The organism is Winogradskyella sp. SM1960, from assembly GCF_020179375.1.
GTDB classification, from domain to species: Bacteria; Bacteroidota; Bacteroidia; order Flavobacteriales; family Flavobacteriaceae; genus Winogradskyella; species Winogradskyella marina.
On the sequence record NZ_JAICBG010000006.1, the window covers coordinates 91,518 to 110,697 of the forward strand.

The following is a 19,180-nucleotide window of genomic DNA, read 5'->3' on the forward strand; positions in this document are numbered from 1 at the left end:
ACGAGCCAATTTTTAACTTTTTATGGCTTTTATGGGTTCTAATCGCTTTCCGTCAGCTATAATATTTACGATATAGATACCTGTTGGATACGCTGACAAATCAATAGTTCCTTTTTTACCAAACTTTTGCTGTGTTGTATTTTGAACACTTCTTCCGGACATATCTGCTATTGAAATAGATACTTTGTTGTAATTATTGACCAACATTAATTGAAAGATTCCGTTCGATGATGGGTTTGGGTAAAGCTTATTTTTTTTACCAGATTTATTATCTAGCAAAGAAACATCCTCTCTGTACCAACCACAAGCTCCTTTATAACATGTTATAGTAGCATTATGACAACTAACAACTACAACCTCGTCAAAACTGTTTTCTTCATCAAGTTTAAATGTGAAGTCTTCGGTTTTGTTTAAAACAAGTTCTTTGGTTTTATACCCTACAAACGACACAGATAATGTGTCTCCTTTTTTAGCTTCAAGTTTAAATTCGCCTTTGTTACTCGTAGCAATTCCGTTGGTTGAATTTTTAATCATTACACTTGCTAATTCTAATGGGATGGAATCATTGATAACAATTCCTGTTACTGTAATTTGTGCAGAAGCAATTGCACTTAAACTTAATGCTAGGATAAATAAAGTCATTTTTTTCATGAGTGATTGGTTTTGGATAATAGACCAAACCTATCTAGAAACCAAAACTTAAAAAACAACCAATTCGTAAACGATACGTTTCAATTAGTAAACGCACCAAATAAAAAAGGCTCGCAAAATTTGCGAACCTTCTTCATACTTGTAATACACTTCTAACTATTAATAATCTTTTCTTGATGATTAATAGATTCTTGGTGAATCGCTTTAAACATACGTAAAATAAACTCTTCACTTAATCCTTTTTCTTCACCTTCTAGTACCATACTTCCTAAAATTTCATTCCAACGTTTACTTTGTAAAACAGCAACATTCTTTTGTTTTTTAAGGGTTCCGATACCATCAGCCACTTTCATGCGTTTTCCTAATAATTCAATAATTTGGTTATCAACAACATCAATCTGAGCTCTTAAATTGTTGAGTTCAGCATTGTACTCTGCTTCAGGATCTGTTTCTTTTCTAATCTTTAAATCTTTCATTATCTGCACTAAACTACTTGGTGTTACTTGTTGTGCAGCATCACTCCAGGCGTTTTCAGGATCGAAATGTGTTTCTATCATTAAGCCATCAAAATTAAGATCTAAGGCTGTTTGAGAAACCTCTAAAATCATATCTCTATTTCCTGTGATATGCGATGGATCATTAATTAAAGGTAAATCTGGAAATCTATTTTGAAACTCAATGGCTAATTGCCATTCTGGTATATTTCTATATTTAGATTTCTCATATGTTGAAAACCCTCTATGGATAGCTCCTAAATTTTTAATTCCTGCAGAGTATAAACGTTCAATACCACCTAACCATAAAGATAAATCCGGATTTACTGGATTTTTAACCAATACAATTTTATCGGTTCCTTCTAAAGCATCAGCAATCTCTTGCATTATAAATGGACTTACCGTAGAACGTGCACCAATCCATAATAAATCAACATCATGCTCTAATGCTAATTTCACATGCGCTGCATTGGCAACTTCCGTACAGGTTTTCATTCCTGTTTCTTCTTTTACTTTTTGCAACCATTTTAAACCTAAAGCTCCAACACCTTCAAAGTTACCAGGACGTGTTCTTGGTTTCCAAATACCAGCTCTATAATAATTAACATCTGTATCTTTTAGCTCGTGCGCTATTTTTAACACTTGCTCTTCTGTTTCTGCGCTACATGGACCCGCAATTACTATTGGATGATCTAATTTCATATCATCTAACCAGGTTCTCATTTCTTTTTTGTTTTCCATAATTTTTAAATCAATTTCAATAAATCAAAACCTAAATTCCAATGGTTTTTACTTATAAAGTTCTTGGAATGTGGATTTTGAAATTTGTTTTTTAGTTATTTATTGTATTCCGTTTAATATGTCTTTTATATGATTTGTGGTTTCCATTTCTTCAAACACAGCATCAAAATCACCGTCTTCCATCAATGTTTTGAAATGTTTTAAATTGGAAATATATTCATCTAATGTTTCAATAACATTCGTTTTATTCTGCTTAAAAATAGGTGCCCACATGGCTGGTGAACTTTTTGCTAATCGTACTGTGCTTTCAAATCCACTGCCAGCCATATCAAAAATATCGCGTTCGTTTCTTTCTTTATCAATCACTGTTTTTCCTAACATAAATGCACTGATGTGCGATAAATGCGACACATAAGCAATATGTTTATCGTGTGCTTTAGGATTCATATAACGAATACGCATTCCTAATTCTGAAAACAATTTCAATGCTCTTTCTTGAAGTTTAAAGGCTGTTTCCTCAACTTCGCAAATAATATTGGTTTTGCTTTTATATAGATTATGAATCGCTGCTTTTGGACCAGAATGTTCTGTACCAGCAATAGGATGCACTGCTAAATAATTTCGACGTTTTGGATGATTCTTTACCGAAAAACAAATATCTTCTTTGGTAGAACCAGCATCAAATACAATAGCGTTGTCTGATACATGATCTAAAACTTTCGGCAAAATTGTTAAAGTTGCATCTACAGGAATGGCTAAGATGACCAAATCTGCTTTTTCTAAATCTTCAAATTTAGCTTTTTGGTCTATAATCTTTAGCTCAATTGCTTCATCGAGATGCGCTTCATTATTATCTATACCAAAAATAGTACTCTCTGGGTGTAATTTTTTAATATCCAAAGCGAAGCTTCCTCCAATTAACCCAACTCCTATGATAAAAATAGTATTCACTTTTAATTTTTTCTTTTTACGAGTTACCTCAATTCGTAACTATTATTTTTTTAAACTCTCGCTATAGCTTCTTCAATAACTTCTTCTGTTGCACATAACGAAAATCGCACATAGCCTTCACCATTACTACCAAAAACAGTTCCTGGCGTAATAAATATTGAATGCTCTTTTAGCACCAAATCTGTAAATTCTTCAGATTTTAAGTTTGGTGGTAATTTTGCCCAAACAAACAGCCCTGATGCATGTTCATCATAAGTACATTTAAGCCTTTCGGCTAATTTCCACACTAATTCTCTACGCGTTTGGTACACACTGTTTAAACTCTTAAACCACAATTCTGAACATTTTAAAGCTTCAATAGCTCCTTTTTGTATGCCATAGAACATACCAGAATCCATATTACTTTTCACCCTTAAAACGGCACTTATAAAATCGTAATTACCTACTAACATGCCAACACGCCAACCAGCCATATTAAATGTTTTACTCAAAGAATTTAGCTCTAAGCAGACGTCTTTAGCATCCTTGTATCTCAAAATACTTATAGGTTTTTCATTGAGAATAAAACTATACGGATTGTCATTTACGATTAAAATATCGTGACGTTTCCCAAACGCAATTACCTTATCATAAAACTTATTGGTGGCATTTGCACCTGTTGGCATATGCGGATAATTAATCCACATTATTTTTACACGTTTTAAATCTAAACGTTCTAAAGCGGCAAAATCTGGTTCCCAATTATTGTCTTCTTTTAAACCGTAATACACAGGTTTTGCTTCTAAAAGTTTGGTAACCGAAGCATAGGTTGGATAACCAGGATTAGGAATTAACACTTTATCACCTTTATTTAAAAAAGCCATAGAAATGTGCATTATGCCTTCCTTGCTGCCCATTAATGGCAATACTTCAGCTTTTGAACTTAAATTAACCTGATAATGTGTTTTATAAAAGTTTGCAATCTCATCTCTCAATTCTGGTAAGCCTTGGTAACTTTGATATTGGTGTGCTTTTTCTTCAGCTAAACTATCTTGAAGTAACATTGAGGCCTTAATAGGAGGTTCTAAATCTGGACTTCCAATTCCTAAATTAATAATAGGTTTACCTTGCGATTTTAAAAACGCGACTTCTCTCAATTTCTTAGAGAAATAGTATTCTTCAACTTTTTGTAAACGTTTTGCAACTTCTATCATAGTCTTGCATTTTTATATTCTCCCAATACTTTAAAATTCTCAGCCATTAAACTTATAATAGACTTGGCTTTATCGTAATCTTTGTAATCTCCAAAAGTAACATCCACGAAAAAAGCATATTTCCAAGGTGTGTCTATTTTTGGCAAGGATTGAATTTTAGTAAGGTTAAGTTTACAGTCACTCAACACATTTAACAATGCTGCTAAGCTTCCTCGTTTATGATCTAATTCAAATTTTAACGATGCCTTATTGATATCATTATTATCTGTTCTGTTACTTTCTCGCCTCACAATAACGAAACGCGTTTCATTGTGTTTTATAGTTTGAATGCTTTCTGCTAAAACATTAAGACCATATAATTGTGCTGCATTTTTACTTGCAATGGCTGCAATACCTTTAAGGTTTTGTTCAGAAATTTGCTTAGCAACATCTGCTGTATCCTTAGCTTCTACAAGTTTTATATGCGGATAACTTCTAAAAAACTCCTTACATTGCAGTAATGCCATAGGGTGCGAATGCACTTCTAAAATATCTCCAATAGATTGATTTTCTAAAGCCAAAAAATGATGCTGAATATCTAAATAGCACTCACCAACAATACTTAATTGATGTGTATCGATTAAAGCATAGTTAGGTATAATTGAGCCTGCAATAGAGTTTTCTAACGCCATTACAATTTCATCGGTTTGCCCTTCGAGTAAGGTATCAATCACACGATCAAACGTCATACATTCAACAACGTCTGCATCAACATTAAAATAATGCTGAACAACTTCGTGATGAAATGATCCCTTAATTCCTTGTATTGCTATTGGTTTATTCACAATTTATCTTTCTTATTTATCAACTCCTTAAAAATTGGCATAAAAAAAGTCTCGATTAAATCGAGACTTTTAAAACTATATTTTAAATAAAACATACTCAGTCTCGTTCCTTTAGCTAAAAAAGAAATAAAACCAGTTATAATATGCTCTAGATATGTTCATATTTATTCTCCACATCCGTGGAAATCTATTAATTATGCGGCTAATGTAATTATTATTTTTACAAATCAAAATTGTTGCATTGTTTTTTTGGAAAAAATTTCAAAAATTTAAAGAATTATTAATAATTGCTATACAATATTCGGAAATACCTATTTTTGAATAAATTCTAATTGTATGTCAATCGAAGTTTCAAACATAACCAAACTGTACAAAGATCAGAAAGCACTTAACAATGTTTCTTTTAAAGTAAATGATGCTGAAATTGTAGGTTTTTTAGGACCAAATGGTGCCGGAAAATCTACTATGATGAAAATTTTAACCACGTATATTGATGCTACAGAAGGTTCTGCAAGTGTGAATGGATTTGATATTACTTCAGACAAGAAGGCTGTACAAACTAGTGTTGGGTATTTACCGGAGCACAATCCGCTTTATACGGACTTGTACGTTAAAGAGTATTTGAATTTTAACGCGAATGTCTATGGCACTTCTAAATCTAGAATAGAAGACGTTATTGAACTTACGGGTTTACAACCTGAATCACACAAAAAAATAAGTCAGCTTTCTAAAGGTTATAGACAGCGTGTTGGTTTAGCCAATGCTTTACTGCACAATCCGGACGTTTTAATTTTAGATGAACCTACAACCGGTTTAGATCCAAATCAATTAGTAGACATTAGAAACTTAATTAGAAGCATAGGAAAAGAAAAAACGGTGTTTTTATCGACGCATATTATGCAAGAAGTTGAAGCCATGTGCGACCGTGTTATTATCATCAATAAAGGAGAAGTTGTTGCTGATAAATATTTGAAAGATTTGCGTGATGGCCAAGAACAAATTGTGATTGTTGAATTTGACTTTAGAGTGGAAGATGCCTTTTTGCTAAAATTACCAAAAGTAAAAGCGGTAAAAAACACACATAGTTTTGTTTACGAAATTACATTTTCTACAAAAGAAGACATGCGTTCTCATGTGTTTGATTTTGCACATGATAATGAGTTGAAAATTTTACAACTGAATCAGAAGAATGCAAGTTTAGAAAGTTTATTTAGGGAATTGACCAGTAAATAGATGTCTAGCTTTTGAAGATTTACTTTGTGAATTATTGAAAACGCAATTCTCCAGTATAAAAACGTTCAACATCTTCAGTGGTTGGTTGGTTTACTGAAATCAAATCACCTGTTCCATAAAGTTGACCTGTTAAGGTTTGTTGCGGATTTACAACCATATCATTACTACCACGATGATAAACACGTACATTTTGAGCACTTAAATTTTCACCTTCAAATCGACCTGCACCTGCATAAAAGCCAACGAATAGATTGTCTACAGTTCCAGTTATATAATAAAACGACAGATTATTAGATGATATGGAAAGGTTTTCAGAACTAATATTGAGCCTAAAATCACCAACAGTGAATTCATTTGTTTCGTTAAAATCTTCAGAAAATAAGGTTAGTGAGTCATAATTTAAAACACCATCTGATGAAATATCATACTGTGTAGAAGATCTTATTTCTGTAAGTGTTGGTGTTTCAACATATATTTTGGTGATACCATAATCTCTTACCAAATTACATGAATTATGATCTGTTAAAACCAAACGATTATCGATGACCTCAACCGCTACATCGTTAATTAAATTTTCACCTGTTTCAATGGTTACTTTATAATTTGGCGATGCTTTTATAATTACTTCAATATCTCTATGAACAAGCATGCGATTGAAATTAGATACCGAAACCTCCTGCTGAATGATACTTCCTGAGGTTTGAAAACAATCGTAGGCATCTTCGCTATTACAAGCAAATATAAACAAGCTAAATATGTAAACTAATTTTCTCATAATCTTACTCCTATACCGAATTCTACAGCTTCAGCTTTTGCTCCATGTGATTTTAAGGTAATAGCTCCAAATAGTTTTTTACCAAAATACCGTTTTAAACCTATTCTAATATAGGTTCTTCCCTCAAAATCAAATGGATAATAAACATAATAACCTAACTGTGTTTCAATAGACATTCTATTTATAAACAATTCATGACCAGCAAAAAGGCCAACACGCTTATAATCTTCATCACCACTTACATTTTCCTCAGGAAACGAAACGGATTGAAAGTAGATCAATTCCTTTAAAAATTTTGAAAAAAACACATCTGCACCAAACTGAATAGCACTAACATGGCTTAAACGCTTATCGGCATAACCAGACAACACATAAAATGGAAATTGGCCACTACCAATAACATCACTTTCATTAATTCCAGATCTAAATACTAAGTTATATTTTACCCTTTCCGTGTACTTTTCTTCAGCAATAGGTTCACTAAATTCTGGATCTTCAGTATCTAAATGATACGTTAGACCTAAATTAAAATTTATAGTATTTACGCTTGTGTTTGGCGCTTTAACATTAGCATTAGAATAGTGCGTTAAAGCCAATCCTGTTTGAAAACCAAAACGATTAAAAAGACGGTCTTTCTTATAGTTCAACATAATATATGTTGAACTTAAAATATCTGATCCGAAGGCCACATTTTTTGCGTTTTCAATCTTATCATAAGGGTTGCTGGCATATGCTAACCCTTGACCAAGACGCAACATGACACGCCGTTTAAAAAAATAGAAATTATAGTGTGCGTATAGGGCAATGGTGTTTCCTAATGTTTCATTCTTTAAATCTTGATAAATTAAAGACGCTCCATAATCTGGATAATTAAATCGATGTTCCCATGCTTCGTTTCCAAATGTTTTTTTATTCCAGCTAAAAACAAAACCTTCGGGATGCCCTTTAATTAAATGAAGAATACTGTTATTATGAAGTGCTATATTGCCTCCTATATAATTGAGATCAAAATATGAACTGTTCGTTTCTTCTTGTCCATAGAGTCCTATAGATAGTAGTAATACAATTAAACATAATAGATGTCGCATGGCAATTATTGAGCTGCAAAAATAGTCAATAATTACAATTCACTAGTGAATTAACCTACAAGACTTTACACAAATAAAGTCGCGATTAATGATATCACTGTTAACGCCAAAAGCTGTAACACAAACTTAAAATCTGATTTATATTTATTTATTAATTTCATGATTAAGGGCTTAATAATAAAGTGCAAATATCAGATTAAATCAATTTTCTTTTGTTAATTAAACCCTAAGAAATAGTTATCTAATTAATCTCTAAAGCAGATAGAATTTTCGAAAATCAAATAGCTTTGCTTTTTTATAAAATTGCTTTAACTACGGCTTTTGGTGATTCTTTTCTTGAACCATCAAAACCATTTATGCCACTAACAGTTGTGTATTTTAAAACAAACTTCTTACCAGGGTTTAATCTTTTATATGCTGACTGACACATTAAAGTTGCCTCATGAAAACCACAAAGAATCAGTTTTAATTTCCCTTCGTAAGTGTTGACATCTCCAATGGCATAAATACCAGGAATATTAGTTTGATAATCTAACGTATCTACTTTTATAGCGTTTTTTTCAATCTCAAGTCCCCAATTTCCTATTGGACCTAATTTTGGCGACAATCCAAAAAGAGGAATAAATTCATCGGCTTCAATAAGTTGTGTTTCACCATTTTTAGTCACAGAAACACCTTCAATGTGATTCTCTCCATGTAATTCAGTAATTTCTGCTGGTGTAATGATGTTAATTTTATTAATCAACTTTAATTCTTGCACGCGTTCTACGGAATCTAAAGCACCTCTAAATTCATTTCGTCTGTGCACTAAAGTAACTTCTGAAGCCACATCTGCTAAGAAAATACTCCAATCTAAAGCAGAATCTCCACCACCTGCAATCACCACTTTTTTATTGCGATATACTTCTGGATCTTTAATAAAATATGCTAAACCATTGTCTTCATATTTTTCGATGTTTTCTAATTGTGGTTTTCTTGGCTCAAAACTTCCTAAACCTCCTGCAATTGCGATTATAGGTGCATGATGTTGTGTACCTTTATTCGTTGTAACAATAAAGCTTCCATCCTCTAATTTTTCAATCGTTTCGGCACGTTCACCTAAGGTAAAACCAGGCTGAAATTGTTTTCCTTGTTCCAATAAATTTGAAGTCAAATCTCCAGCCAATATCTCAGGAAATCCTGGAATATCGTAAATTGGTTTTTTAGGATATAATTCAGAGCACTGACCACCAGGTTGTGGCAATGCATCAATTAAATGGCACTTTAATTTTAACAATCCGGCTTCAAATACGGTAAATAAACCTGTTGGTCCTGCTCCTATAATAAGTATATCTGTTTTAATCATAATTCATATTTTTTCGACTAAACCTTTAGTGAATTCGTTTAACTTTTCGACTTTTTGCTCAAAGTCACCTTTTATTGTTTTTCTGTATATATTGAGATTCTTTACTAAATCATCTATATTTTCTGGAATGACATCTTCAAAAAATTGACGTAATCGTTTTGCTGTAGTTGGCGATTGTCCATTGGTAGAAATGGCCACTTTTACATTGCCTTTGGTAACAATACCTCCCATATAAAAATCGCAATACGGTGGATTATCTGCCACATTAACTAACTTGTTTTGTGAGCGACAATCCTGATATATTTTCATATTCACACCTGGATTATCTGTTGTTGCAATGACGATATGATGACCTTTTAAATACCCATCGTTGTAAGTGTCGTCTACGCGAGTTACATGCCCTGTGTTAGCCACAGCTATAGTGCCATCTCTATATAATGGTGCTACCATAGTGACATTGGCATCTGGACTGGATTTTAACAGGAAGGTTAATTTTTCTTCTGCCACATGGCCTCCTCCAACTATTAAGACATTGAGGTTTTTTGCTTTAAGAAAAATGGGATACAAATTATTTCGTTCCATACTTAAGCGACTTGTTTTTTTGAACTCGCCAGAGCCAAATCTGCTTGCGAATAAATATTAGAAAGGTCTACACGTTGATTAACCACCTCACCTATAATTATAATTGCAGGATTAGCTAATTGCTTTTCTTCAACAATAGATTCAATGTTTGAGATTTTTCCGATACCAACGTTTTCATTTGGCCGTGTACCATTTTGAATAATAGCAATGGCTGTATCAGAGCGTCCTTCATTAGAAAAAATTTGAACAATTTCTGACAACTTACTCATGCCCATTAAAATAACCACAGTTGCTGTAGATTTTGCTGCGAGTGCAATATCTCCAGAAATTTTATGTGATTTTGTGGTTCCTGTAATTACCCAAAAACTTTCTGAAGCATTGCGTTTTGTTAATGGAATACCTTGATATGCTGGTACAGCAGCTGAAGATGAAATACCAGGAACTACAGCAACTTCAATTGCATATTCCTTGGCATAATCTAACTCTTCTGCTCCACGACCAAAAATAAAAGGATCACCACCTTTTAACCGAACGACATGGCCAAATCTTAAGGCACGCTGTACGACTAACTCATTTATTTGTTCTTGTTGATAGGCATAACATCCTTTACGTTTTCCAACAAAAATAAATTCGGTTTTTGGTGAAGCGTATTTTAGCAATTCTACATTAACTAATGCATCGTACAAAATGACGTTTGCCGACTTAATAGCTTTTATTGCTTTCAAAGTAATTAAGTCTGCATCTCCTGGACCTGCGCCTACTATGGTTAATCTTGGTGTCATAATATTAGTGTTATGCTACAACTTGTTCATCTCTAAAAGCTCTTACGCTTCCTAAAAATTGTTGTGCTGTGTTAATATAATTTTTGGCAAATTCTTTTGAAGGAGGAAACACTTTAATCTGATAAATAAGATCAGAAAAAGAGGTTCCTAAATCTATTCGTTTCGTTTCTACAAAAAGCTCATCGAATTGTTTAATGATACCCGCTTGCGTATTCGTTTTTATGTTTTCTGACAGTAAAATGGCTTTTGCCGAATTCACCATTGAGCGATACGCTTCGTAAATAGCTCCAGAATACACTTGGTTAGCATACGCTTTTTTTGCTTCTTCAATTTTTTCATCGCTTTCTAAAAAAAGTGTAGCGATTAAATCGATAACAACTCCTGCACACTCACCAATTCCGATGGCTTTAACGTATTGTTCATTAGTTCCCCAATCAATAAAATCTTCTTGAGTCAGGTTTTCTGTATTAGACAAATCGGTTAGTAAGTGGTAAAAATACTTTTCACCTTGAGTTTTATAATAGTCTACAAAGGGTTTGCCATCTGCATTTGCTTCAAAATCATCTAATATTCTGCGTAAGGCTTCTGGTCCTCTTCTACTTGGAATTTTAACCACCTTATCTGCAAAATATGCACTTCCATTTCCTAAGTTTCCTCCACCTAATAGTACTTGTAGTGCTGGAGCAACTAATTTATCTTTTGTACGAATTGACATGCCTTGAAAACCAATATCTGCCATATTGTGCTGTCCACATGCATTCATACAACCACTGATTTTTATTACTAAATCAGAATTTTCTAAATATTGAGGATACTCAGATTTAATAACACGTTCTAACTCCTCTGCAATTCCGGTACTATTTGCAATTCCTAGATTACATGTATCTGTACCAGGACATGCTGTGATATCGACAGCTTTATTATAACCTGCTTCAACAAAACCCAACGTTTCTAATTCGGTATAGAAAAAAGGCAGTAATTCTTCTTTTACAAAGGGAATTAAAATGTTTTGACGCAAACTCAATCGTAATTCACCAGCTGCATAATTCTCAACCAAATCTGCTAATTTGCGCGCCTTATCTGTATAAAAATCTCCTAAAAGCACCTTAATTCCTATAGCAACATAACCCTCCTGTTTTTGAGGCACTACATTAGTCGATTTCCATAAGTTGTACGCTTTAGTATTTTCTATTTCTACTTTTGGTGCTGTTACAGAAACTGGTTTTGAAACGTTGTAATTAGCTTCGTCTATCGCAACAGTTTTAAATTCTATGGCATTTTGTTCTTCTTCAACTAGACCTTTAAAATCTTCTAAACCGATATCTTTTATCAAGAATTTAAGTCGTGCTTTGGCTCTACTTTTTCGTTCACCATAGCGATCAAAAACTCTTAGAACACCTTCCATTAATGGAATAATTTTGTCTGAAGGTAAAAACTCATAGAACACATCGGCATGTCTTGGTTGAGAGCCTAATCCTCCACCTAACATTACTTTAAAACCTTTTATACCATTTTCAATTTTAGCAATAAAACCCAAATCGTGCATGTACGATAACCCTGTATCTTCATCTGAAGCTGAAAAAGACACTTTAAATTTTCGACCCATTTCTTGACAAACAGGGTTTCGTAAAAAAAACTTAAATAATGCATCTGCATAAGGTGACACATCAAATGGTTCGTTAACATCAATACCTGCCGTTTCACTTGCAGTAACGTTCCTTACCGTGTTTCCACATGCTTCTCTTATGGTTACATTATCGCGCTCTAATTCTGCCCAAAGTTCTGGAGTTTTGTTAATATCTACATAATGGATCTGGATATCTTGACGCGTTGTAATATGTAAGCGACTTCTAGAATATGTATCTGAAACTTCAGAAATACGACGCAATTGGTGACTTAAAACTTTACCATAAGGCAATTTAATTCTAATCATTTGTACACCTTCTTGGCGCTGACCATAAATCCCTCTGGCTAATCGCAGACTTCGAAATTTTTCTTCATCTACTTTACCATTGTTAAATAGCTCAATTTTATTAGCTAAGTCTATGATATCTTTTTCTACGACCGGGTTTTCTAATTCTGTTCTAAAACTTTTCACTGCTAACAGCCTCTTCTAACTTCCCTTTTTTTAATATGATAAACATAGTTTGAGAAGATCCCTTACTTGGGCCAAGTAAGGGTTTTATTTATATTTATTGAAAGTGAATACCGCACTCTCTGTTAAGTAATGCTTTAATTGGATCGAAATAATAACTGTTTTTAGTTAACTGATTTTCTTTTATATAGGTATCTAAATCGGCATCGCTCCAATAGTAAAATGGGCTCACTTTAAGAATTCCATCTTTACTAAAACTTAAAATATCTTTCTTATCTCTATATTCCGTTTGCCTCACTCTAATGTTCGTAAACCAAATGTCTGGATCCTGCTCTTTTAAGGCACGTCTAAAGGGTTCGAGTTTCACTGCTTCTGAAAAAATCGCATGGTTATCATCTTCTAAACTTGGTAACCCAATACTCGCCTCAATTTCTTCTTTAGTATATAAACTTTGATACTTAAGCATATTTAGATTATACTTCTTTATTAGATTAGAAGCGTGCTCGTATGTGCTTGGCTGATTGTATAAAGTGTCGCACCAAACCACTCTAATATCTTTATCTAGTTTAGACATCGTACTCAATAAAACCGAAGAATACTTTCCAAAGCTTGTGGTTACAATGTTATTATTGGACAAGGTTAACGCCCATTCTGCTATCTCAACAGGAGTTTTATCCCGTAATTTTTTATTCCAAACGTCTATATCTATTTGTATCATTTTCCCCATTTAATAGAATTCCACGTACGCTCATGAAAGAAATAAAGCACCATTTTAGACACTAATTCTATACCTCCAATTGAAAATGCTAGTGCTAATGTGCCAGTTAAGAGATAAGAAATAGTTACGGTTGCAATTGTGCCGACAATCCTCCAACTAATTGTTTTTACAATACTTCTTTTTATATTTTCTTTAGGTGCAGTAGAAACTTGCTGGTCGTTTTCCAAATTTAGATCTGCTTGTATTACTCTATTCATAAATTGCTATTAATTTTAATCCTTTTACCCTATAGATTTACTAGAGTAATGCAAACTTAGAAATTATTTCCAATTAAGGCTGTAATAATTTCGAAAAAAAAAGATTAAAAAAATTAGAATTTAATAATGAGACAGATCGGCCAAGGTTGTATTCCGGAATATTTCTAAGGTATTGTCTCGTACTTTTAGCATTAATTTATTAACAGCACAAGCGTCTTCGTCTTTACAATCTGCACATTTTTCGTAGAAGTTTAAACTTACGCAAGGCACCATGGCAATTGGCCCTTCTAACAATCGCATTACAGTTGTCATCGGGATTTCTTTAGGATCCTTTAATAAGTAATAGCCACCACCTTTACCTTTTTTAGAACCCAAAATCCCATTTTTTCTTAAGGTCAATAATATACTTTCTAAAAATTTTTGAGAAATATTTTCTGTTTTCGAAATTGTAGAAATTTGCACAGGTGAACGATCTTCTAATCGTGCTAAGTGCACTAAAGCTTTAATTCCGTATTTTGTTTTCTTTGAAAGCATTATGTTATTATAAGTATTTTAGAAGCTAAATGCTAATTTGTAGTATGCAATTTTTTTACAGCATAATAAGTTGCCTGTTTATAATCATCATTACCAGAATATTTTCCTTGAAGAATTCCAGCTTTAAAATATATGTATTGTCCACCAACATTATAGCCTCGGTTAACCATATTTAAAGTGTTTACAACAACACTTTTTCCCTACTCTAATAATACAAGTTATCACCAACATCATTACGTCTATTACTAAAATACGTTCTCTTGTTTAATACCACCTGACGGGTTTGAAGTCGTACAACGCGTTAGAAATAAAACAATTACTAGTGAAAAAACAAATGGTAACGATTTGATAATTCTATTTTACAAAATAACATCTAAAAAAAGACATATTTAGGAATAAAAACATAAAAAAACTAAAATAAAATTTCATTTCATATAATTTTTCTACTTTTGTACCATCAAAAATTAAGAGGAAAAATTTGATCTGATTGCAACCTCTAGTGCTGAAATCGATTCAGTACCTGTTCCTAAGGAACAGATTCTGAAATTATTTCAGAATAAAAAATGCTAAAGCAGTAAGTTTTCTACTTCTCTAGCGACCCAGCAATCTAAAGTTTTTTAATATAAACAAAAGGAATTATGCCATATTTATTTACTTCAGAAAGTGTTTCTGAAGGCCACCCAGACAAAATAGCAGATCAAATTAGTGATGCTTTAATTGATAATTTTTTAGCTTTTGATTCTGAATCTAAAGTTGCATGCGAAACTTTAGTAACTACAGGGCAGGTCATACTTGCGGGTGAGGTAAAGTCACAAACCTATTTAGACGTACAAAAGATAGCAAGAGACACGATTAACAAAATAGGTTATACTAAAAGTGAGTATATGTTTGATGGTAATTCTTGTGGAGTTTTATCTGCGATCCACGAGCAATCTCCAGAGATTAATCAAGGTGTAGATAGAACATCTAAAGAAGAACAGGGCGCAGGAGATCAAGGTATGATGTTTGGTTACGCAACAAACGAAACTGAAAATTTTATGCCTTTAGCTTTAGATTTATCACACCGAATTTTAAAAGAATTAACTGAAATTCGTCGTGAAAACAAAGACATAACATACTTAAGACCAGATTCTAAAAGTCAGGTTACTATTGAGTATAGTGATGATAATGTCCCTCAACGCATCGATGCCATTGTGGTATCTACACAACATGATGAGTTTGATGCAGATGACACTATGTTGGCTAAAATTAGAAAAGATATTGTTGAAATTCTAATTCCGAGGGTTATAGCTAAATTGCCAGAACATATTCAGCATTTATTTAATGATGATATTACTTACCATATTAATCCAACAGGAAAATTTGTAATTGGAGGACCACACGGAGATACTGGTTTAACTGGTCGTAAGATTATTGTTGATACCTATGGTGGAAAAGGTGCACATGGAGGAGGCGCATTCTCAGGAAAAGATCCAAGTAAAGTAGACCGTAGTGCTGCATATGCTACAAGACATATTGCTAAGAATTTAGTTGCGGCAGGTTTATGTGACCAAGTTTTAGTGCAAGTATCTTATGCCATTGGAGTGGCTGAACCCATGGGAATTTTTATAGATACTTACGGTACGTGTCATTTTAATTTAACCGACGGTGAAATAGCTAAAACAGTTGAAAAGCTATTTGATATGCGACCTGCAGCTATTGAAGATCGTTTAAAATTACGCCAACCTATGTATAGCGAAACTGCTGCTTATGGCCACATGGGAAGACAACATGAAGTGGTAAGCAAATCATTTCAGCAAGTCAATGGTGAACCTATTACTTTAGATGTAGAATTGTTTACTTGGGAGAAATTGGATTATGTTGACAAAGTAAAAGCAGCTTTCGAAATTTAGTAAGCTTCAATACTATTGATAAATGAAAACACCCTAACTTATAAAGTAGTTAGGGTGTTTTTTTATACAGCGTGATAACATTATTCTATTTCCGTAAATACGTAATAAACGAAAATGAATAGGCATGTTTTTCGTCAACATCGTGCGAAGTTCTATCGACTTCACTCCATAATGTTTCATCAATTTCTGGAAAGAAGGTGTCAGCATTTTCAAATTCTGCATGAACACGTGTTATTTCAAGCTTATCTACTAAAGTCATAGCTTGTTTATAGATTTCACCACCTCCAATAATAAATGGTTGTTTGTCGCGTCTTGCAGCATCGAGAGCATCTTCTAATGAATTAACTACAATAACACCTTCTGGAACCTTGTAATCTTTTTGTCTTGTAATTACAACGTGTACACGGTTTGGTAGTGGCTTCGGAAAGCTCTCAAAAGTCTTTCTTCCCATAATTATATGATGACCATTTGTTAAGGATTTAAACCTTTTGAGGTCATCACTTAAGTGCCATATTAAATCATTATCCTTGCCAATAGCGTTGTCTTCACCTGCCGCAACAATAATAGTTAACTCAGAGGCCTTTTTTTTTTCTTTAGCCAACGCGTTTTCTTTGGTTTCTTTATACACCTGGCTTTGAGCTATCTTAGATTCTTCTTTTTCAAAATTCTGTTTTAACTTATCGATGCGTTCTTGCTGCTTATTAACTAATTTTTCGAGTTGCTGTTTTTCCCAATCCTTACCCATAAACTTATTAGTAATAAAAACACTTATAAAATGATATATAAGAATGAGTAACCAAGCTAATACAACATAAAACCACCAACCTTGACCAGCAATTATTAATGTATCTCCAATCCCTAAAAAGTTGTTTGCTACAATACAAAACACTGATCCTATTAAAAAAATCACAAAATGAATATACAAACGCTTCTTTTGTTTTATGCGTTTTTGAGCATTTTCAATAAGCTCTAACTGATCTCTATCTATAGTCGTAGCTTCCTTTTTTTTACCAAACATAATCGTCATTTAATAAAGATAAAGATACTTGTTTTTTTACAAAATTTGTATTGTGATTTCAAGAGTTTCACATATCTCAACACGTAAAAACGATATAACTGATTATCAGCAATCAAGCAAATCTATTCTTTGTTATCAATCCTATAATTTAAAGGTTTTAAATTACACGGAATAATAAAAAACATTTCCAATATTAAGAAATTGATAATTCTTTAGTTTTTAGAGGTTTAATAAATATATTTTGCACTTTTCTTTTATATTTTTGTACCTATATATAAATTCATATTTCATATTATTATGGCAATTAAAAAGCAGTATTTAAAAAGTAAGCCAGTTTGTAAGGTAACATTTTCTGTGCCTGCAAAAGAGGCAAAAAGTGTAGCAGTTGTTGGAAACTTTAACGAGTGGAATACTGAAGCTACTGAACTAAAGAAATTAAAAAACGGTACTTTTAAAGGGACTGTTGATTTAGAGAAAGATAACTCTTATGAGTTTAGATACCTAGTCGATGGTATTTACACTAATGATGATCAAGCGGATTCTTACGCATTCAACGAATTTGCAGGAGAAGAAAACTGTGTCATCAATTTATAGGCTATTTCAATACAAACACGACATAAATAAAGCGTTCTGATGTAATTCGGAACGCTTTTTTTTATTTTACCCTAACAACCTTACCGTTATTAACGCCCTAAAATGCGTCTCAACAGCTTCACCATTTCGAGTGCCTGGTGCTTTAAATTTTGGCATACGTTTTATAAGCTGAATCACATCTACAGCAATAGCTTTATGATGCGCCTTTACATTGATTTGTTCTGTTTTACCTTTTTTATTAATGGTAAATTCTACTTGAAAATTAGTGTTTAATTCCGTTGGGAAGACTTTATCTGCGAGTTCATAATTAAAGCTCACTTTAATATAATCTAGGATCTTATCTGTAGAACACTTTTTAGTCTCCTCAAAGCTTAAATCCTTACCACAACCTCTATATACAGGGTATGTAGCATCTTCCTTTTCTTGGGCATTTAATAACAAGCCGCAAAAAAAAACAACAGCTAAAATACTATTTCTCATAAATAATCTTACACGGCAACTTTACCTTTTATATGTGGATGTGGGTTGTAATCGACCAACGTAAAATCTTCAAACTTAAAGTCGAATATATTGGTTACCTCAGGATTTAAAATCATTTTAGGCAATGGTCTAATTTCTCTCGATAATTGTAATTCTAGCTGCTCTTTATGATTGTTATAAATATGTGCATCACCAAACGTATGAATAAAATCACCTGCTTCATAGCCACACACTTGCGCCATCATCATAGTAAACAAAGCATAAGAACCAATATTAAAAGGCACACCTAAAAAGATATCTGCACTACGTTGATAGAGTTGGCAAGATAATTTACCATCTGCAACATAAAACTGAAAAAACGCGTGGCATGGAGGCAATGCTGCTTTTCCATTAGCTACATTTTCAGAAAACGATTTTGATGTATCTGGTAATACCGAAGGGTTCCACGCAGAAACTAACATTCTACGGCTGTTTGGATTATTTTTTAAAGTTGAAATAACCTCTTTAATTTGGTCAATTTCTTCACTTGCCCAATTTCTCCATTGGTGACCATAAACAGGGCCAAGGTCACCATTTTCATCAGCCCATTCATTCCAAATTCTAACACCATTTTCGGTTAGATATTGGGTATTAGTATCTCCTTTTAAGAACCAAAGTAATTCGTATATAATAGATTTTAGGTGTAACTTTTTAGTGGTCACCATTGGAAAACCTTCACTTAAATCGAAACGCATTTGGTAACCAAAAACACTTGTAGTTCCTGTGCCTGTTCTATCTCCTTTTTCGTTGCCTTCTGCAAAAACGTGTTTTACTAAGTCGTGATATTGTTTCATAACATTTCCCACGAAAGTGGGAATCTCTTTAAATTAAACTAAAATATTGATGTAATTGAATGCTGAAAATAAATTCAACATGGCTTGAAGCGAAAATAAA

At 33.0% G+C, this 19,180-nt stretch carries 21 protein-coding genes; 3 read left to right on the plus strand and 18 right to left on the minus strand.

Going from position 1 to position 19,180, the window contains the following annotated elements:
- Positions 1-12 precede the first annotated feature (12 nt).
- From K1X16_RS14195 to K1X16_RS14215, 5 genes are all read right to left on the minus strand, one after another.
- Entirely contained in the window at positions 13-651 is a 639-nt protein-coding gene (locus K1X16_RS14195; RefSeq protein ID WP_225036882.1) for a T9SS type A sorting domain-containing protein, read from the minus strand.
- A gap of 152 nt (positions 652-803) precedes the next feature.
- Positions 804-1,886 carry a bifunctional 3-deoxy-7-phosphoheptulonate synthase/chorismate mutase type II gene (locus K1X16_RS14200; protein ID WP_195871452.1) on the minus strand — a complete coding sequence of 361 codons (1,083 nt, stop codon included), beginning with the start codon at positions 1,884-1,886 and terminating at the stop codon, positions 804-806.
- Between the two features lie 99 nt (positions 1,887-1,985).
- The gene (locus K1X16_RS14205) at positions 1,986-2,837 is read right to left on the minus strand and encodes a prephenate dehydrogenase (RefSeq protein WP_225036883.1); all 852 of its coding nucleotides are present in this window, start codon (positions 2,835-2,837) and stop codon (positions 1,986-1,988) included.
- A 50-nt stretch (positions 2,838-2,887) separates the two neighbouring features.
- Positions 2,888-4,030 carry a pyridoxal phosphate-dependent aminotransferase gene (locus K1X16_RS14210; RefSeq protein WP_225036884.1) on the minus strand — a complete coding sequence of 381 codons (1,143 nt, stop codon included), beginning with the start codon at positions 4,028-4,030 and terminating at the stop codon, positions 2,888-2,890.
- A complete protein-coding gene (locus tag K1X16_RS14215; RefSeq protein ID WP_225036885.1) occupies positions 4,027-4,854 on the minus strand; it encodes a prephenate dehydratase in 828 nt (275 codons plus the stop codon). The genes K1X16_RS14210 and K1X16_RS14215 overlap by 4 nt, the downstream gene beginning before the upstream one ends.
- Positions 4,855-5,190: 336 nt before the next feature.
- On the opposite strand from K1X16_RS14215, the gene gldA reads away from it, so the two are divergent.
- Positions 5,191-6,087, plus strand: coding sequence for a gliding motility-associated ABC transporter ATP-binding subunit GldA (gene gldA, locus K1X16_RS14220; RefSeq protein WP_195871456.1), 897 nt, complete (start codon positions 5,191-5,193; stop codon positions 6,085-6,087).
- 31 nt (positions 6,088-6,118) lie between these two features.
- Here gldA and K1X16_RS14225 read toward each other — a convergent pair whose 3' ends face one another.
- The 10 genes from K1X16_RS14225 to K1X16_RS14270 form a co-directional block, all read right to left on the minus strand.
- Positions 6,119-6,862, minus strand: coding sequence for a head GIN domain-containing protein (locus tag K1X16_RS14225; RefSeq protein ID WP_225036886.1), 744 nt, complete (start codon positions 6,860-6,862; stop codon positions 6,119-6,121).
- The gene (locus tag K1X16_RS14230; protein WP_225036887.1) at positions 6,859-7,950 is read right to left on the minus strand and encodes an acyloxyacyl hydrolase; all 1,092 of its coding nucleotides are present in this window, start codon (positions 7,948-7,950) and stop codon (positions 6,859-6,861) included. Before K1X16_RS14230 ends, K1X16_RS14225 begins: the two co-directional genes overlap by 4 nt.
- Positions 7,951-8,245: 295 nt before the next feature.
- Complete coding sequence (locus tag K1X16_RS14235) at positions 8,246-9,295, minus strand: NAD(P)/FAD-dependent oxidoreductase (RefSeq protein WP_225036888.1); 1,050 nt, start codon at positions 9,293-9,295, stop codon at positions 8,246-8,248.
- Positions 9,296-9,298: 3 nt separating this feature from the next.
- Complete coding sequence (locus tag K1X16_RS14240; protein WP_225036889.1) at positions 9,299-9,877, minus strand: bifunctional precorrin-2 dehydrogenase/sirohydrochlorin ferrochelatase; 579 nt, start codon at positions 9,875-9,877, stop codon at positions 9,299-9,301.
- 2 nt (positions 9,878-9,879) lie between these two features.
- Positions 9,880-10,659: a uroporphyrinogen-III C-methyltransferase gene (gene cobA, locus K1X16_RS14245; RefSeq protein WP_225036890.1), complete on the minus strand. Its 780-nt coding sequence runs from the start codon at positions 10,657-10,659 to the stop codon at positions 9,880-9,882.
- Between the two features lie 10 nt (positions 10,660-10,669).
- Entirely contained in the window at positions 10,670-12,757 is a 2,088-nt protein-coding gene (locus K1X16_RS14250) for a HEPN domain-containing protein (RefSeq protein WP_195871463.1), read from the minus strand.
- 94 nt (positions 12,758-12,851) lie between these two features.
- Positions 12,852-13,472: a phosphoadenosine phosphosulfate reductase family protein gene (locus tag K1X16_RS14255; RefSeq protein ID WP_225036891.1), complete on the minus strand. Its 621-nt coding sequence runs from the start codon at positions 13,470-13,472 to the stop codon at positions 12,852-12,854.
- Positions 13,469-13,729 (minus strand): DUF2061 domain-containing protein, encoded by a 261-nt coding sequence (locus tag K1X16_RS14260; protein WP_195871465.1) that lies wholly within the window; start codon positions 13,727-13,729, stop codon positions 13,469-13,471. The genes K1X16_RS14255 and K1X16_RS14260 overlap by 4 nt, the downstream gene beginning before the upstream one ends.
- A gap of 120 nt (positions 13,730-13,849) precedes the next feature.
- Complete coding sequence (locus tag K1X16_RS14265) at positions 13,850-14,263, minus strand: RrF2 family transcriptional regulator (RefSeq protein WP_195871466.1); 414 nt, start codon at positions 14,261-14,263, stop codon at positions 13,850-13,852.
- A 32-nt stretch (positions 14,264-14,295) separates the two neighbouring features.
- Positions 14,296-14,433 (minus strand): hypothetical protein, encoded by a 138-nt coding sequence (locus tag K1X16_RS14270; protein ID WP_195871467.1) that lies wholly within the window; start codon positions 14,431-14,433, stop codon positions 14,296-14,298.
- A gap of 468 nt (positions 14,434-14,901) precedes the next feature.
- Between K1X16_RS14270 and metK the strand changes: the two genes are divergently transcribed.
- A complete protein-coding gene (gene metK, locus K1X16_RS14275; RefSeq protein ID WP_225036892.1) occupies positions 14,902-16,155 on the plus strand; it encodes a methionine adenosyltransferase in 1,254 nt (417 codons plus the stop codon).
- An 85-nt stretch (positions 16,156-16,240) separates the two neighbouring features.
- Here metK and K1X16_RS14280 read toward each other — a convergent pair whose 3' ends face one another.
- Positions 16,241-17,173, minus strand: coding sequence for a dihydrofolate reductase (locus K1X16_RS14280; protein ID WP_225036893.1), 933 nt, complete (start codon positions 17,171-17,173; stop codon positions 16,241-16,243).
- Between the two features lie 297 nt (positions 17,174-17,470).
- Here K1X16_RS14280 and K1X16_RS14285 point away from each other — a divergent pair, with 297 nt between their 5' ends.
- Positions 17,471-17,767 (plus strand): isoamylase early set domain-containing protein, encoded by a 297-nt coding sequence (locus K1X16_RS14285; protein WP_195871470.1) that lies wholly within the window; start codon positions 17,471-17,473, stop codon positions 17,765-17,767.
- 66 nt (positions 17,768-17,833) lie between these two features.
- Here K1X16_RS14285 and K1X16_RS14290 read toward each other — a convergent pair whose 3' ends face one another.
- Both K1X16_RS14290 and K1X16_RS14295 read right to left on the minus strand, forming a co-directional pair.
- Positions 17,834-18,247, minus strand: coding sequence for an energy transducer TonB (locus K1X16_RS14290; RefSeq protein ID WP_195871471.1), 414 nt, complete (start codon positions 18,245-18,247; stop codon positions 17,834-17,836).
- A gap of 8 nt (positions 18,248-18,255) precedes the next feature.
- Positions 18,256-19,080: a thymidylate synthase gene (locus tag K1X16_RS14295; protein WP_195871472.1), complete on the minus strand. Its 825-nt coding sequence runs from the start codon at positions 19,078-19,080 to the stop codon at positions 18,256-18,258.
- Between the last annotated feature and the right edge of the window lie 100 nt (positions 19,081-19,180).

What these genes read in the sequence shown, in the direction of transcription:
- K1X16_RS14195 (WP_225036882.1), bottom strand. Translation starts at nt 651, where the DNA reads ATGAAAAAAATGACTTTATTTATCCTAGCATTAAGTTTAAGTGCAATT.
- K1X16_RS14200 (WP_195871452.1), bottom strand. Translation starts at nt 1,886, where the DNA reads ATGGAAAACAAAAAAGAAATGAGAACCTGGTTAGATGATATGAAATTA.
- K1X16_RS14210 (WP_225036884.1), bottom strand. Translation starts at nt 4,030, where the DNA reads ATGATAGAAGTTGCAAAACGTTTACAAAAAGTTGAAGAATACTATTTC.
- gldA (WP_195871456.1), top strand. Translation starts at nt 5,191, where the DNA reads ATGTCAATCGAAGTTTCAAACATAACCAAACTGTACAAAGATCAGAAA.
- K1X16_RS14225 (WP_225036886.1), bottom strand. Translation starts at nt 6,862, where the DNA reads ATGAGAAAATTAGTTTACATATTTAGCTTGTTTATATTTGCTTGTAAT.
- K1X16_RS14230 (WP_225036887.1), bottom strand. Translation starts at nt 7,950, where the DNA reads ATGCGACATCTATTATGTTTAATTGTATTACTACTATCTATAGGACTC.
- K1X16_RS14235 (WP_225036888.1), bottom strand. Translation starts at nt 9,295, where the DNA reads ATGATTAAAACAGATATACTTATTATAGGAGCAGGACCAACAGGTTTA.
- K1X16_RS14240 (WP_225036889.1), bottom strand. Translation starts at nt 9,877, where the DNA reads ATGGAACGAAATAATTTGTATCCCATTTTTCTTAAAGCAAAAAACCTC.
- cobA (WP_225036890.1), bottom strand. Translation starts at nt 10,659, where the DNA reads ATGACACCAAGATTAACCATAGTAGGCGCAGGTCCAGGAGATGCAGAC.
- K1X16_RS14255 (WP_225036891.1), bottom strand. Translation starts at nt 13,472, where the DNA reads ATGATACAAATAGATATAGACGTTTGGAATAAAAAATTACGGGATAAA.
- K1X16_RS14260 (WP_195871465.1), bottom strand. Translation starts at nt 13,729, where the DNA reads ATGAATAGAGTAATACAAGCAGATCTAAATTTGGAAAACGACCAGCAA.
- K1X16_RS14265 (WP_195871466.1), bottom strand. Translation starts at nt 14,263, where the DNA reads ATGCTTTCAAAGAAAACAAAATACGGAATTAAAGCTTTAGTGCACTTA.
- K1X16_RS14270 (WP_195871467.1), bottom strand. Translation starts at nt 14,433, where the DNA reads ATGGTTAACCGAGGCTATAATGTTGGTGGACAATACATATATTTTAAA.
- metK (WP_225036892.1), top strand. Translation starts at nt 14,902, where the DNA reads ATGCCATATTTATTTACTTCAGAAAGTGTTTCTGAAGGCCACCCAGAC.
- K1X16_RS14280 (WP_225036893.1), bottom strand. Translation starts at nt 17,173, where the DNA reads ATGTTTGGTAAAAAAAAGGAAGCTACGACTATAGATAGAGATCAGTTA.
- K1X16_RS14285 (WP_195871470.1), top strand. Translation starts at nt 17,471, where the DNA reads ATGGCAATTAAAAAGCAGTATTTAAAAAGTAAGCCAGTTTGTAAGGTA.
- K1X16_RS14290 (WP_195871471.1), bottom strand. Translation starts at nt 18,247, where the DNA reads ATGAGAAATAGTATTTTAGCTGTTGTTTTTTTTTGCGGCTTGTTATTA.
- K1X16_RS14295 (WP_195871472.1), bottom strand. Translation starts at nt 19,080, where the DNA reads ATGAAACAATATCACGACTTAGTAAAACACGTTTTTGCAGAAGGCAAC.